Consider the following 15933-nt stretch of genomic DNA (forward strand, 5'->3'; position numbering starts at 1 on the left):
GTTACCGTTAGCCCTCCAAGACTCGCTACGAGCGAATGGCTAGTTCTTACTCGACGGGAATCCCACCCGCTATATGATACGACCTAGGCTCGGCCGCACACCTGCCAGATAGTTTAAGTGCATTCTTTCACAATCACCATATCCTGGCAATTCTTTGACATATGAACGAATAATGAATATTTTTGATTTTACATGTATTCTACTTTCTTAGGTGTATGTTTAATAGTGGAAGGGAAGGAGGAGTGATATGGTAAAGGAAAAAGTACAACCTCATTGTGAGGTTTGTGGCAAACCTTTTAAAAGGAATGACATGGTTAATACTGATACCTTGTTTACACAAATAAAGCATTCAAAGTGTTTTAATTTCAAACCTGAGTTCATTAAAGACACAGGAACCTATGAGGAAATAGTTAATAAATATCCAAAATACAAAAAGGTATTTATTGTGAAAGATAAACCTATTACAAATATATTAATAAAAGCTCAATATAAAAATAAAAAATAAAATTATCGGAAGGATTCAGAATAACAACTAAATCCTTTTTGATTGGCTTTTAAATGTTAGAACTACCGGGAACCATTTTTTGCATAAAACTAAAAAGGCAAATTCCAGTTATCCTCAATTTTTCTCCAAACTGATTTTTCTAATTCCTTAACTAATTCAGTAATATCCTTATCGCCATCCAAAATAACCTTTTCTAACTTGGCATGATAAACATTTCTTTTTGAATCTGCTTCCAGAAATCTAAAGCCACTTGCCCAGATTGTTTGCCACTTAACGAAAAACGAACCTTTCTGTGCTAATCTACTTTTAGCTATGTAATGTACTTCTATTGTCACATTTATTTACTTTATCCTCATTTCTCTCCCAATTAAATTAGAAATTTTTCGTAACAGCATAATGTGATATTGCATGAAATTACCCTAAGTTACATTATACCAAACGTACGTTTCTATATATATTTTACAGTTAAATCCTCCTAAATAAAAAAATGCCTAGAAGGATGTTTCCTCTAGGCTAAATTTATATTTTATCGATTTTAATTTCTCTTTTGGCATACTATCACATCTCAAAACTGATAAATTGGTATTAAATAAGTACTAACTTTTTAAAAATTAAAGGTCACCACACTGGTCACGCTCTGGTCACATCGTGGTCACACACTATCGAAAATCACCGGAAACTAGGGTTCATTTAAAAATTAAAAACCTCCTAAAACGCTTGATATGAAGCCATTCCTGGGCATATTGGGTAATTACAGGATATTTTACTCTCCACCCTGGCAGCGTTGAGGTCAGGGGTTCGAGCCCCCTAAATATAGCAATAAGGATTTAATGATCGTGAAAAATCAGCCGGGTAAAGATATGTACAATTTACCCGGCAAGGTTTTATTTTATTGCAGCATTAAGATGTTCAAGTACGTTTAAACTTCCGGCATGCTTTATCTAGAATAAGAAGAAATAAAAGGAAGTCATTTCGTTCTGCTACTTTGTAGCCAAACTTTCTAACGTGCACTTTAGATTCCCCTCATTTTTAATTCTCTTTTCTATAATTCTACTATAATCGTTCGTAAAAGTGTGTTAAAGACAGAAAACCTTCATAAATTATTTTTCAAGTTTTACGAACATGAAAGGTGGCTATTTTTGAACAAAAAATACAACTTTTAGACAAAATTAAATGATCGTTTTTTAAACTGAATTTTTCTGGAAACAATGTTGTTCCGCATCCCTATACGCAGCTGTAGGTTCAACTTCATTTTTAGCAAAATCACGGACCATTTTTCGAATCATTTCATGTTCTTCTGATAAATTAAAATTCACTGTTCTGCACCCTTAAATTCTATCTATTTAAATGATTACTAGATATACAGTCAAACAACTATTACAATCAAGAATTAATCTATCTGTCCCCTTTTGTATCAACTTTTTAACACAGATAAAGGGGATGAAATAGAATTTGGTTCCCCTTCTCTATAACTTCGAGTACATCATATAACCCCATCGTTTCCTATTTACCATACATTAATCCAAGATTACGACATTATCTCTATAGAATTATCAAATTACAATATAATTTAAAGATTCCGAATTTAATAACGACTATTCATTAACTTCTGATCAATTGGTACCCCATTAAGATATTCTTTATATTGATAGGTACTTCAAGCTTCTTACACACCTTTAAGGTGAATCACATTTTTATCTGGTAAAAACTGATTGTTTAAGTCCTAATGTTTCTCTTGCTTCAGCAGGTGTCATTGGTTCGTAGTCGAATTCTTTCATGATACGGACCATTTTTTCTACTAATTCAGCATTGTTTTTAGCTTTGACACCTTTACTCAAGTATAAGTTATCTTCCATACCTACACGCACATGTCCACCTAAAAACAAGTTTTGTGTGCAAATTGGGAATTCTTGTCTTCCTGCACCGAATGCGGACCATTCATAGCCATTTTCACCGAATAGACGGTCAGCTGTTTGTTTCATATTCATTAGTTCATATTCATTAGCAGCTATCGCACCATTAATGCCCATAACAAATTGTAGGAACGGTTTCCCTTCAAACCAACCATTTTGTTGCATAAATTTGACATTGTATATGTGACCTACATCATAGCATTCCAGTTCAGGCTTTGTGCCGCTATTTCTAAAGATTTTCAACAAACCCTCAATATCTACAAAATTGTTGGTGAAAACTTGACCTTTTGTATTTTCAAGGTATTCTCTTTCCCAATCAAATTTAAATTCTTTATAACGCTCACCTAAAGGGTATAGACCCCAGTTGATCGATCCACAATTCATAGAAGCCAGTTCTGGTTTAAATTCAGGAACGACAGCACCTCTTTGTTCAATTGTCATTCCCAATCCGCCGCCGGTTGTTATACAGATGATGACATCTTTATTCACTGCTCTAATTTTGTCTATAATTTTTCTATATAAGTTCAGGTCGGATGATGGTTGACCATTCTCAGGATTCCTTGCATGAATATGCACACTGGAAGCACCAGCATTAGCTGCATCAATCGCATTTTGGGAGATCTCATCAGGTGTTATCGGTAGATACTCTGACATTGTTGGAACATGGATAGACCCTGTAATAGAAGCACTAATTATTCTTTTAAATTTCTTTGTCATTTTTATTCCTCCTAGTAAAATAAGATAATATTTGCTGATTAAATCGACATATTTATTATTTGCAGGATTGCGCTGTATTTCTCTTAAGAAAACCTATCGCAAAGACCCCCACTAGTCCAATCAGTAATGCTGACATTCATGTAACAATGACTCTGCTAACTGTTTACTATCCGCGTATCCATATAATCTCCACCCATCAACTAACTTGTCCATTACTAAGTCGAAATGTTCAAAAATAACTTCCTCCTCTTGACAATACATCACGTAATACATATCAAAAATCACACCTTAAACATTGTTAAGCCTCATTTTTACGAAGTGAGTACATTTATAAAAATTGGTAATGTGCAAAAGCATTGATTTACAATTCCGATATTATTCTCCTGTAAATAAAGAATGCCGTTTTTCTAAAAATGCTGACATTCCTTCTGTCTGATCATTCGTGGAGAAAAGGGAACCAAATAAATCTGTTTCTAAGGATAAAGCACGTTCAAAGTCAAGGTTTAATCCATCGTTTACAGCTTTTTTACTGAAACTAACTCCGAGCGGTGACTTAGTGGCTATCCTTTTTGCAATAGTTTTTGCTTCCTTCAGTACCTCAGATGAATCTACTACTCGGTTTACCAAACCATTTTCATAGGCACGCTCGACATTAATCATATCCCCTGTAAACAAAATTTCTTTAGCAATCCCTGCACCTACAAGACGGGAAAGACGTTGGGAACCGCCAAAACCTGCCATAATCCCCAGTCCTACTTCAGGCTGGCCAAATTTTGCCTTGTTACTGGCAATACGAATATCGCATGCCATTGCCAGTTCGCAACCTCCGCAGAGAGCGAATCCGTTCACGGTAGCAATGACCGGTTTGCTTAAATTCTCAATTTTCGAAAATACCTTATTTCCTAGTGAAGAAAATGCACGAGCTTCCAACACATCTTTATGTAGCATTTCCGCTATATCTGCCCCCGCAACGAAAGCCTTTTCTCCAGCTCCTGTTACAATTACAGCAAAAATCAAAGGATCTTGTTCGATTAAATCAACTGCATCTGACAACTCCCTTAGTACTTCCGAATTAATGCATTTAAATACTTCGGCCTATTGATGGTAATAACAGCGATATTTCCATCAACGGAATAGATGATTGTGTTAAATTCCCTCATCGTTTCTCTCCTTTAGCTATAAACATAAAATCCACGTCCGGTTTTAACACCAAGCCATCCAGCTTCCACATATTTCCTTAACAACGGGCATGGCCGGTATTTTGGATCTCCAAATCCTTCATGGAGTACTTCCATAATAGCTAGGCAAGTGTCTAATCCAGTATAATCAGCAAGCGTAATAGGTCCCATTGGATGATTAGCTCCGAGTTTTATCACTTCGTCAATTCCTTCTGGAGTAGAAATCCCTTCATATACGGCATATATGGCCTCATTAATCATTGGAATAAGAATTCGATTTACAGCAAAACCTGGAAAATCCTTTATGCCCACAGGTATTTTTTTCATTTCCTTCGCTAGATCTTCAACAATTGAAAATATTTCATCAGATGTAGCTAATCCTCTGTTTACTTCTACCAGTTTCATAACCGGAACAGGGTTAAAGAAATGCATTCCAATCACTTTCTCAGGCCGATTAGTTACTGATGTAATTTCTGGTTATTGGCAAGGAAGAAGTATTCGTGACAAGAATTGCATTTTCGGGTGCTATTCTATCCAGTTTTCGGAATACTTCCAGCTTAATGTCTCTATTTTCAGTGGCTGCCTCAATCACCAATTGAACATCTTTCATTAACTGCTTCATTAACCGTTAGTCCCCATTAAGAGATTTTATAAAAAGTGAGTTCTATTCTATTAAGACTTCTTTAAAGATAATCAATCTCTTAAAAAGTTAGCTTTCCGTTTTTCTATGAAGGAAGAAATCCCTTCTTTTCCTTCCTCACTACTTGCTCTTTCAGCAAGCTGTAAAGCCTCCATACTCATCTGCGACTCAAGTGTTTCTTGTAAAGAATGATAAAATAGTTTCTTGGTTGCGCCATATGCATCCGTAGGTCCAGTTGCTAACGTTTCACTAAGACTAAGTACAGTATCCATTAATTGGTCTTGTTGGATGACATGATTGATAATTCCCCACTCCATTGCTTCATTTGCATCCAATTGTCGATTTGTATACATTAACTCTATTGCCCGTTTCATCCCGACAATTCGTGGTAAGAAGTAACTTCCTGATCCATCAGGAGTTAATCCAACTCGGTTATAAGCCATGACAAATTTGGCCTGTTCAGAAGCATAAGCCATGTCACAAGCTAATACAAGACCCATACCAGCACCAGCTGCAACTCCATTTATTGCACCAATTAGCGGTTTGTTCATTCTAGTCAAATAAGAAATCGCATGATGCAGATAAGTTGTTACTATTTTTAGATGCGAGCTAATTCCTTCCCCTTCTTGGGCAAAGCTTTTTAGATCTCCCCCTACAGAAAATGTATTTCCTACACCCGTAAGGACAACTGCTCTTATGGATTTACTGTCCGAACAAAAAATAGAAACATCCAACAATTCTTTTACCATCTGTTCATTTAACGCATTTCCCGCTTCAGGACGGTTTAAGGTAATGATCCCAACATGACTTTTAATAGATAAATGTACAAGGTTATTTTCCAATTGCATTCTCCTTTTACGTGCATTTCTATGAAAATATGGAGCTAGTTAAACACATTTACACATTTTCTAAAATAATGGCAATCCCTTGCCCGCCACCAATACAAAGTGTAGCTAATCCATATTTCACATTATACGGTTCTTGCTCCATCAACAATATAAGTTGCCATTTATTATTCACCTCCATTACTTGCATTATAAAGGTGTCAGGCATCCTCAAAATACAAAAAGTAAAAATGCCCATTTTGAGGTGCCTGACACCGCTCATTTATTGCTCTACAAACATAAGAATCGTACCTATGTTTTATACTTTAGCCAAATCTACTTCGAATTCTGTTCCCCAAGCACTTAAGGCTTCCCATGTCTTTGGTTTAAGCGGTAATTCCTCATGCCATGGACGAGGCTCGAAAATACCAAGCTCTGGAATAAGCACATCTAAATCCGTAAACAATTCAATCACATTTTGATCTGGATCATGATGATAGGTGGCAATGTTATGTCCTGCTGTATGACGGGATGGACCCCAAAGGATTGGTCGGCCATGCTTCGCCAATATATCCGAACTCGCATATTGATGACTGGCATCTTTTAATTGGAAAGCAATATGATGAAGGCGTGTCTTATTAGATGCCACGATATTGAGAACATGGTGATCAAGGTTACATGTTAGAAAGTTAGCAAATTCTTCACCAATCTTATCTGTAAATGTAAATCCTAATGCTTCTTGATAAAATTGTAATGTCTTTAAATAATTATCTGCATAGAAGGCAATATGTCCTAATTTAAGTGGAACAATCCCTGATGAACCGTAACCAGGCGCTGGTTGATCCATCTCTGTAAATAATTCGAGGGTATTTCCTGCTGGATCCTGTAATTCGATGAATTTTGAAATACCCGGCTTTGCGTCTACTTTTAAGATAGATTCAATACCTTGTACATGTAATTGATGTTGGACTTCCTCCAAGCTCAATTGACCATCTAATTGGTAACCATAACGATGCATTCCTTTTTGATTTGATGGAGTAATCACAATATTATGATGGTCGAGTCCGTTACTCAAATACGTTTTACCATCTACTTCTTCTGTAATACGATAACCCATTGTATTCGTATAATATTCTGTTAATTTTTCTGGCTCCTGAGAATAGAAATCGGCAAACGCTAATCGAAATACTTTTAATTTTGACATCAAATATTCCTCCTAAATGGTTTTAAAAGAGTTAATATTTATTTATAAAGCACTTTGAATACGATTGATCTTTGTTCTATGAAAGTTGTTTTCTATCATTTAGCCTAAAATTATGTTACTATAATCTATGGCTTACTCAAGCCAATCCATGTCCTTATCGTTATTGATTAGCCCCCGAAGCCAATCAATAATGAATTTATTAAGGATCATGACTTATGAAACAGTAGCTGCATTTTTCGTTAGGTTTGACCTATCTAGCAGCTTCTGTGCTCATAAATTTCTTCAGTAATTGGTCTAAATTTTCCACAATTTCCGATAAATTTTCAAAAGAAGAAGTACTTCCGAAAAGATAATAATCAGGTCGTACAATAACGGCTTCTACTCCCTTTTCTTTAAAATACTGGCCGTATTTTCCATCGATATCGATGATTGCATTCGACCCCGCCGTTTCATTATCCGAAACTTCAATAAATTCTGTGCCGATTTTCTCCAAAAACTCAATTTGTTCTAGGTTTAAAGCCTTCTTTGGATTTGCAACTGGACTCATTATCGTCCAACCATGATGACCTACGATATCATCAAACAAACCTGTCTTTCCTTGATATTTTACCTGATTTTGAAAAGATAGTTCCCCAGCTAAATTGTCACTTCTACTTTCTTCTGGCTGGTATAGAATACCTTCCGTTAGAATTGGAAATTCAGGAAATGGAGGGATATCTCCAGATAAGAAGGCTGCATCTCTTTTTTCAGCTTCCACTGGATCCGGAACACATATCACCTTTCCTAAATACAAAGCAGCATCGACAACATCTCGGTTATGTGGTTTACGCTCTTTCGTATATTGATCGAGAATAGAGTCATCCACTTTTCCACTCAAAACCAGATCAAGCTTCCAAGCTAAATTCTTTGAATCGCGAAGCCCTGAGCACAGTCCTTGTCCCATGAACGGTGGAGTTAAGTGCGCTGCGTCACCAGCTAAAATGAGCCTTCCCTTTCGCCATTCATCCACCCATTGTGCCTTAAATGTATAAACTGCATGTCTCTCCAGCACCGCATTCTCAGGGGTAATATCCCAAGGTTCAAGAAATTTCCAAGCCACTTCTACTCTATTTAGATCTTCTTTTGTTTCTCCAGGGATAGCCATAATTTCCCACCGTCTTCTTCCAGGACCACCTGAAACAACTGTCGTAGGACGTGCTGGATCACACAACTGTAAATTCATTGGATTCCATTCTCTTTTTTCATGAGGAACAATATCGACCACAAGCCAATCGGCGTCAAATCCAAAATCCGTTATGGTATGATCCATATTTTTTCGAACAAAGCTATTAGCTCCATCACATCCAACCACATATTTAGCCATTATGTTCGTTTCAACTCCATGTGCATCTTTAACAATCAACTCTACACTTTCTTCATTTTCCCTCAAGCCAACTGCTTCATGCCCCATATGCACACTTACACTAGGTTGATTACGGCATGCTTTATCCATTAATTCTTCCAGTTCAGGCTGATTGAAAAAGATATGTCCTGGCCAACCGGAAATACCATCTTGAGAAAAATCAATCGCCAAGAGTAATTGTCGTTCCGCATTACGCCATTCATAAAGATCAGGGACTGGTTCGAATATTCTTCCAAGGTCATTTTTTGGAATGATAGATTGCAAAATTCTTGCTATTTCATCATCCAAATGAACAGCCCTTGGAAGTGGATACGGCTCTGAAAATTTCTCATATACTCCAACCTTCCAGTCTTTTTGTCCAAGTAAAGTGGCTAACAGTTTTGATACAGGTCCATATCCCACAATGGCAACATCAACATTTTCTTGTTTCATCATCTACACCCCTCAAAAAAGAATTAGCTATTTAATTATTTTTAATAAATCATGTAAGCGGATACATATTATTTGAATAGCAAAGGAGTGTATCGTAGCAGCAATGGAATTAGAAGGGCTGGGATTTATACTCCTGAACTATTTAGATCATAAATCCCAGTGTTTTATTTACGTAAAAATCAAGAGATTGCTACTTTACTAGGCACCACTTTGTTTATTTGTTCACCTAGATCAATCTTCCCATCGGTACTTCTAATCTGACATCGAATGACATCACCGTCTTTTAAATATTTGCCATTATTAATTTGATTTGAAACCAGTAAATCACACTTCTCGGCATAAGCAACTGTTGGACTCAGTACTTGCCCAAGTACTTCAGAAGTAATATTTAATGCAACCCCACCAGTTGTTCCTGTAATGACAAGATCCCCTTTGGAAAGATCCATGATTTCTGAAAGCTCTGTCAGGGTCTCAGCAGGCTTGTACAATAGTTGGCTCGTATTCGCTGATTGACGCAATTCGTCATTGACCCACAAGTTTAATTCAAGATCATGGATTAATGGCACATCATCTTTATCAAGTAAGTAAAGGAATGGGCCAGTAGGTCCGAATGTACGGTAGCTTTTTCCTTTTAACCATTGCCCTTGAGTAAGTTGGGTTTCACGAGCAGAAACATCATCAAACATGACAAGACCAGCTACATATTCATGAAGATTTTCATCTGTTATTTCTACAGTATTAGAAATCTCTGTTCCAATGATTAATCCCAACTCAATTTCATAGTCTAACAGCTGAACATGTGAAGGTCGTACAATTTCCGTATACGCACCGCAAAGTGAACTGTCTGCCTTGCTAAAAAACATATTGTATGGTGGACGGGTTGCTTCAAGTCCAGCTTCAGCACGGTGCGAAGAGTAGTTGGCACCTTGACACACAATTCTTGCAGGCTTCGTTACTGGGCTTAAAAGAATTACATCATTTAATGAAACAGATTCATCGGTTCCCTGTGCTTTTAATTCTCTTGCTTCTTCTACCCCTTTTTCTAAAAAATCCGCTAGAGTGCGATAAGACTCTTTTAAAGCAAGAATTTTATCTCCTTCTACAACTCCCCACTTCTCTTTATTCTCTTTTTTAAATCTTACAACTTGTAATCCCATTTTAAATTCCCCTCTCAGCATTGATTTTAATTTAATTAAAAAATCAGTCTTATTTTTAAGAATGATTTTCGTATATGTTTTCTAATATCCTTTTTACACGCAAAATTAAATCTGTCATTTTTTGACTCGCTAATTGTTCATCACGAGCCAAGATAGCATCATAAATCGATCGATGCCGATCTAGAACTTCAATTGTAGGAGTATCATAAGGTGATTCTGTAATTTCCTTTGCTGCACTTATTGTTTTTTCACGGCTAATGATAAGTGCTCTGCGTAACACTCGAATGGTATTAATCATGATATCGTTGTATGAAGCTTGCAAGATACTTTCATGGAAATCATAATCTGCACTCGCCCAAGCCTTTTCATCACCAATTGTCTGTTCAAGTCTTTGAAATGCGTTTGTTATATTGTATAAATCTTGATCTGTTGCCCTTGTTGCAGCCAGGGCAGCAGCAACAGGTTCAAGACCTAATCTAACTTCTGTTAAATGCAATAATAAATCTTTATTATTCTCATCTTCAAGGACCCAAGTTAATAGATCAATATTCCACCACTGCCAATATGAACGTGGTTGTACAATAGTACCTGCTCTTTGATTTGACCTTATGAGTCCCATGGCAGATAAACTTTTAAAAGCTTCACGAACTACAGTACGACTTACTCCATATATTTCACTCAATTCTTCTATTTTTGGCAATACCTCACCAGGAGTAATCTCACCAATAGCTATTTTGTTTCCTAATTCATAAACTAATTGCTCACTTCTATTTTTCATAAAGACCAATTCCTCCTATCCTCACTACGTTATACTCTTTCCAACATTATAAGTGGAAATTACTTTAATAGGATAGAAAGTTAAAATAATAGAGAATTTAAATCATAAAGGAAACGCTCCAATTAAATATTTTTAAAACCTCCTTTTCATTAAATAAATATTATTTATCTAATTATTATAATAAATAATATTTATTAAACAGTCAATCTGTTTTTTTAAAATTTTCTAAAAAATTTGATAAAACAAGTTTCATTGTAGAACGTGGTGTGCTTACATCGGGATTACTAGGATTGTAAAGACTTATGGAGTAAAACTAAAAGTAAACAGCGTTAAATATTAGATAAAATCTCAATATACATGCATATGTACATAAATATAAATAAAAAACGAGCTAAAAACATAATTAAATCAATGTTTTTAGCTCGTTTTTTTCTGTTTAACTGTAAAATTCGGGATAATCAATCGCCTTTTCCATTTCCATTACCTACAGCTCAGTTCTTCCAATTCTCATTACCATACTTATCACATCCTATTTATATTTTTTTAAATCTATTAATTCGTGTGTAACGAAATTACATAATTGGTTATACATAAAAGAACAGATAAATGTGTTTTAATGCGATTCCCCAACTTCCTAAATTTAGAGGAATGGTAGGTTTTAGTATTCATCTTAATTAAATAAACAGAATCCTAATAATATCCCACAATTTTGTTTATTTCCCAAAGATAATTTTCTTTTCTAACTCTTTTATTATCAAAAAATACTTTTCTTTGTCTTCTCGAATACTTGATGACATTTCCGTTTTATTGTAGAGGCCATGCAAAATGTGAATAACTGCATGAAAGGTAATCTCACTTTTTACCGGTACCTCTTGCTGGGATTTTTGATTAATAGTAGATACAGCTTGAGTTAGATTTGAAGGAGGGGATTGGTTTTTTATTTCCTTAAACTGTTTCTTTGCAAGTTCAATACCAGATTTATATTGTTTACGAACATACGAATTCCAGCGAAATCCGCAGGCTACAGCTGTACGGGAAAGACGTTTGCCGACCTCCTCAAATGCTTGGAGCTGGGTACCGCCTTCCCTAATATATCGGAGAACTACTTCTGCAAGTAACACATCCTGATCGTGGGACCAGGCATCTTGGCGTGTTGGTGACATCAGTATATCCCTCCTAGTGTTTTTATTCATAAATATGTTTCTACTAGAAAAGATAGACTGATATTACTAATTACCACTTAACAAAAATAAAGCTTATTAAAAATCCGGATAACCATACAGAACGATTTCATATGGATTTAGTTCACTGCCCAAGATGGATATTGATCCCCAGAGCTGCAATACTATTATTCAACATCTACAACATATGGGCGAACCTGATCCATTAAGTTCCCCAATGGGCCCGACTTCTAAAGATAGATGCGGGCTCATTATATGTCAAGCTAGATAAAAGTTCTTTTGTGGTAAGAAGCCGCGCTTTACTGCCTCAAAGGTAAGCTGCTCCCTAAACTGAGGATGGGCAATGTTAATAAGTGCTGCTGTGCGGCCTTGAATGGTTTTTCCTTTTAGTTCAGCTGTCCCATATTCGGTGACGATGATATCAACATCGTTTTTGGATGTGGACACCACAGCACCCTTTGAAAGGGATGGAACGATTTTGGAAATTGTATCGTTTTTGGCTGTTGAATAGAGACAAATGATGCCTCGGCCATTTTTTGCCATGCGGACCCCTTTGGCAAAATCAGCCTGGCCCCCTGTAGAAGAATAGTAGGTCCCGTTAATCGTTTCAGAGTTGCATTGGCCCAAAAAGTCCACTTCAACCGTAGAATTGACCGATACAAGGTTATCAAGTTGGGCAAGATTACGGAGATCGTTGGTAATATTGCAGGGCAGCATCAGAATATCCTCATTGTTATTCATGAAGTCGTACAGCCGCTTCGAGCCATAAGCAAATGTCGCGGTTGACTTGCCTTTGAAAATTTTCTTATGTGCATTGGTGATGACGCCTTTCTCATATAAATCTACGACTTTGTCAGGAAGCATTTCTGTATGAATGCCAAGGTCACGGTGTCCGCTCAAATATTCAATAACCGCATTTGGCATTGACCCGAATCCGATTTGCACCGTGTCGCGATTACTAATTAAGTCGGCGATCGTTTGGCCGATTTTCATATCCTTATCGTTAAGAACAGGATTGGCAACACAAGGCAAATCAAAATCATGTTCAACAAGTGCCGTAACTTGGCTAATATGAATTTTGTTCTGTTCCCCAAACGTACGCGGCATATGTTGATTGACTTCAAGAATGATTGTTTTTGCAGTATCCAACAAGTCTCCAAGATAGCTGACGCTGGTCCCGAGCGAAAAATATCCCTCAGCATCCATAGGGGAAACAGTGGCCATCAGGACACGTTCCGTATGGGATGAACCAATTTCTATTAAAGAAGGGATATCTGAAAAATGGTTAGGAAGCAAGTCAGTCTTCCCCTCAGCAAACGCTTTACGGTCATAAGGACTGATGAAGATGGAAATCTGTTTGATTTTTTCCTGTTCCACATCTAAAACCGGATAGCCGGGAAGCATACGGTAAAGAAGGTTCCCATTTAGATTTTTATTGAAAACCAAAGCATCAAGCAAAGCAGGCGGCTCTCCGGGAGTTATAGGAGTAACAATCGCCTCACCGGATTCAATGAACTGAACAGCTTGTTCTGCCGTAAAGTATTTTTCTCGATACATCTTTTGATAACTCATATCTTTTCATCTCCTTTAATTGGTTTTTTCCTTGAGATTATTCTCCTTTAAAAACAGCCTGGCGTTTTTCCAAGAAGGCCGGCATTCCTTCTTTTTGATCCTTCGTGGAGAAAAGAGCGCCAAATAATTCAGCTTCAAGCGATACAGCCCGTTCAAGATCAAGAATACATGAGCAAGGCTTTGGGCAATTTTTTGACTGCGGTTGTCATAAGAACCCATGGAACCCACGAAAAATAGATATTCAAATTCTTCTCCGGATTTTTTCAATTCTTTGGCGGTTGGAACATGGATTTCATCGCGGCCATCACGCCAATTTGCCCGTTCTTTTCGGTTGATTCTCCATGGATTTCCCTAGCGTTCAATATTCGTTATCGCGCGCTGGGCGTCAGCATCCAATTTTCCTTCCGTTAACACAAGATAACGACGCAGATCGATAATTTTATCTACATGCTCGTTCATCACAGGGCATTGATCTTCACAGTTGCGGTAGGTTGTACAAGCCCAAATTTCTTCTTCAGTGATGACATTGCCAATTAAACTGATATTGCTTTCAAGAGCGGCGGCAGCTTCACTTGCCAATGCCAGCTGGTTTCCCCGTGTATGTTTAAAAAGAGGGGCAGGCATCCATGGCTGTCTCGATGTAACAGCTGCGCCTTTTTCAGTCAAATGGTTGCGCAGTTTTGAAATTAATTCCCGCGGTGACAGCATTTTCCCTGTTCCCGATGCCGGGCACATATTGGTACAGCGCCCGCACTCCACGCAGTCATAGAGGTCCACCAATTGTTTTTGATTAAAATCTTCTATTTTACTGACCCCAAACGTTTCCTGGCTTTCATCTTCGAAATCAATTGTCGATAGCTGACCGATTTTGTGTGTCCGTCCTATATAGCGTTGGTAAAATCCCCAACAAACCCCAACAAGAATGATTAACACAACGATTTCTTGAAAAAAAGTAAAATAAGGGTAGAGTGGGCCCAATGGAAGGTGAGAGTTTGGGGCAATCCCCTTCCAAATCAAATCAATAGCTCCCCAAATTGAACAAGTAAGAAGCCATAGAAAAACATCACATGCATCGTCCCGCTCTTTTTGTCTTTAAAGAGCTTTTTCCCGTGAAGAGCAAAAAATCAATCACAAGGGAATCTATCAAACCCGTCCCGCATAAGAATGAATGAGTTGGCAGGTGTACTCCCCAAAACTTTATTTTGTCAGCATCCTAGAAATAACCAATCGCTGAATCTCTTGTGTTCCTTCATAGATTTGGGTGATTTTTGCGTCACGCATATATCTTTCAACTGGATATTCTTTCGTATATCCGTAGCCGCCAAAGATTTGAACTGCTTCTGTTGTTACTTTCATGGCCGTATCTCCGGCAAACAGCTTGGACATCGCAGATTCTTTTCCGTATGGCAGGCCTTGAGATTCAAGCCATGCAGCTTGGTAGGTTAATAGTCTTGCAGCTTCCACACTTGTTGCCATATCGGCGAGCATAAAGCCAACGCCTTGCTGGGCGGAAATGGGTTTACCGAATTGAACGCGTTCTTTGGCATAAGCTGTTGCAGCGTCCATGGCGCCTTGAGCAATTCCCAGTGCCTGAGCGGCGATTCCGTTACGTCCGCCATCCAGTGTCATCATGGCGATTTTGAAGCCTTCGCCCACTTTGCCCAAAACGTTTTCTACAGGCACTTTACATTCTTCAAAAATAATCTCGGTGGTTGGTGATGACCGAATGCCCATCTTGTCTTCTTTTTTACCAATGGAGAATCCAGGGAAGTCGCTTTCTACGATAAAGGCCGTAACTCCTTTTGCTTTTTGGGAAGGGTCGGTTGCTGCGAACACCACATAAATTTCAGCAGCGCCGCCGTTTGTGATAAAGATTTTGGATCCGTTTAGTACATAATGGTCCCCCTCCAGGCGTGCCGTTGTTTTCATGCCGCTTGCGTCAGAACCGCTTCCAGGCTCCGTTAATCCGTAGGCTCCGATTTTCTTTCCTTCCGCCATTGGACGCAAATATATCTGCTTTTGTTCTTCGGTTCCGAACTTGTAAACCGGCCATCCAGCTAGAGAGGTATGTGCTGAAAGCATAACGCCGACAGAAGCGTCAACACGGGATAATTCTTCAACTGCGATACAGTAAGCCAAAAAGTCGCTGCCAATTCCGCCGTACTCTTCCGGCCATGGAATACCTGTTAAGCCAAGGTCGGCAATTTGCTCAAAAATCCCGCGATCAAACTGTTGTTCCTCATCCCGCTGTGCAGCAGAAGGTTCGACTTCATTTTTCGCAAAATCACGAACCATTTTTCGAATCATTTCATGTTCATCCGATAATTGAAAATACATTTTTATCCCCCATTACTTAAATTTTTTCAAGCAAATAATATAACGCTAGAATTGTGCCAACATTGATAAATATTAAAAAGAGACTGAGGAATC

13 protein-coding genes and 4 pseudogenes are annotated in these 15933 nt (G+C 37.8%); 1 reads left to right on the forward strand and 16 read right to left on the reverse strand.

Annotated elements, in window-relative coordinates:
* Nucleotides 1-247 precede the first annotated feature (247 nt).
* Nucleotides 248-505 (forward strand): hypothetical protein, encoded by a 258-nt coding sequence (locus tag JN080_RS24495; RefSeq protein WP_256238594.1) that lies wholly within the window; start codon nt 248-250, stop codon nt 503-505.
* Nucleotides 506-594: 89 nt separating this feature from the next.
* On the opposite strand, the gene JN080_RS24500 is transcribed toward JN080_RS24495, so the two are convergent.
* The 16 genes and pseudogenes from JN080_RS24500 to JN080_RS24570 all read right to left on the reverse strand — a co-directional run bounded on the left by JN080_RS24500 (nt 595) and on the right by JN080_RS24570 (nt 15840).
* Entirely contained in the window at nt 595-840 is a 246-nt protein-coding gene (locus tag JN080_RS24500) for a hypothetical protein (protein ID WP_256238595.1), read from the reverse strand.
* 876 nt (nt 841-1716) lie between these two features.
* Nucleotides 1717-1821, reverse strand: a pseudogene (locus JN080_RS24505) (acyl-CoA dehydrogenase family protein); the annotation flags it as partial.
* A gap of 378 nt (nt 1822-2199) precedes the next feature.
* Nucleotides 2200-3135 carry a beta-keto acid cleavage family enzyme gene (locus JN080_RS24510; protein WP_256238596.1) on the reverse strand — a complete coding sequence of 312 codons (936 nt, stop codon included), beginning with the start codon at nt 3133-3135 and terminating at the stop codon, nt 2200-2202.
* A gap of 375 nt (nt 3136-3510) precedes the next feature.
* Complete coding sequence (locus tag JN080_RS24515) at nt 3511-4188, reverse strand: enoyl-CoA hydratase-related protein (protein ID WP_256238597.1); 678 nt, start codon at nt 4186-4188, stop codon at nt 3511-3513.
* A 119-nt stretch (nt 4189-4307) separates the two neighbouring features.
* Nucleotides 4308-4917: pseudogene (locus JN080_RS24520) on the reverse strand (3-hydroxyacyl-CoA dehydrogenase NAD-binding domain-containing protein); the annotation flags it as partial.
* 89 nt (nt 4918-5006) lie between these two features.
* The gene (locus tag JN080_RS24525; RefSeq protein WP_256238598.1) at nt 5007-5795 is read right to left on the reverse strand and encodes an enoyl-CoA hydratase/isomerase family protein; all 789 of its coding nucleotides are present in this window, start codon (nt 5793-5795) and stop codon (nt 5007-5009) included.
* 55 nt (nt 5796-5850) lie between these two features.
* Nucleotides 5851-6060 (reverse strand): hypothetical protein, encoded by a 210-nt coding sequence (locus JN080_RS29730; RefSeq protein WP_309144714.1) that lies wholly within the window; start codon nt 6058-6060, stop codon nt 5851-5853.
* Nucleotides 6061-6096: 36 nt separating this feature from the next.
* Complete coding sequence (locus JN080_RS24535; RefSeq protein ID WP_256238600.1) at nt 6097-6981, reverse strand: VOC family protein; 885 nt, start codon at nt 6979-6981, stop codon at nt 6097-6099.
* 250 nt (nt 6982-7231) lie between these two features.
* Complete coding sequence (gene mhpA / locus JN080_RS24540) at nt 7232-8815, reverse strand: bifunctional 3-(3-hydroxy-phenyl)propionate/3-hydroxycinnamic acid hydroxylase MhpA (protein ID WP_256238601.1); 1584 nt, start codon at nt 8813-8815, stop codon at nt 7232-7234.
* 179 nt (nt 8816-8994) lie between these two features.
* A complete protein-coding gene (locus JN080_RS24545) occupies nt 8995-9972 on the reverse strand; it encodes a fumarylacetoacetate hydrolase family protein (protein WP_256238602.1) in 978 nt (325 codons plus the stop codon).
* A 55-nt stretch (nt 9973-10027) separates the two neighbouring features.
* Entirely contained in the window at nt 10028-10750 is a 723-nt protein-coding gene (locus JN080_RS24550) for a FadR/GntR family transcriptional regulator (protein WP_256238603.1), read from the reverse strand.
* Between the two features lie 934 nt (nt 10751-11684).
* A pseudogene (locus tag JN080_RS24555) lies at nt 11685-11913 on the reverse strand (RsfA family transcriptional regulator); the annotation flags it as partial.
* 276 nt (nt 11914-12189) lie between these two features.
* Entirely contained in the window at nt 12190-13503 is a 1314-nt protein-coding gene (locus JN080_RS24560) for an acetyl-CoA hydrolase/transferase family protein (RefSeq protein ID WP_256238604.1), read from the reverse strand.
* A 37-nt stretch (nt 13504-13540) separates the two neighbouring features.
* Nucleotides 13541-13669 (reverse strand): enoyl-CoA hydratase-related protein, encoded by a 129-nt coding sequence (locus tag JN080_RS30025; protein ID WP_375141762.1) that lies wholly within the window; start codon nt 13667-13669, stop codon nt 13541-13543.
* Between the two features lie 5 nt (nt 13670-13674).
* A pseudogene (locus JN080_RS24565) lies at nt 13675-14609 on the reverse strand (4Fe-4S dicluster domain-containing protein); the annotation flags it as partial.
* A 91-nt stretch (nt 14610-14700) separates the two neighbouring features.
* A complete protein-coding gene (locus JN080_RS24570; RefSeq protein ID WP_256238606.1) occupies nt 14701-15840 on the reverse strand; it encodes an acyl-CoA dehydrogenase in 1140 nt (379 codons plus the stop codon).
* Nucleotides 15841-15933: the final 93 nt, after the last annotated feature.

This window comes from Bacillus sp. EB600, from assembly GCF_024494385.1.
GTDB lineage: Bacteria > Bacillota > Bacilli > Bacillales > Cytobacillaceae > JAEVLT01.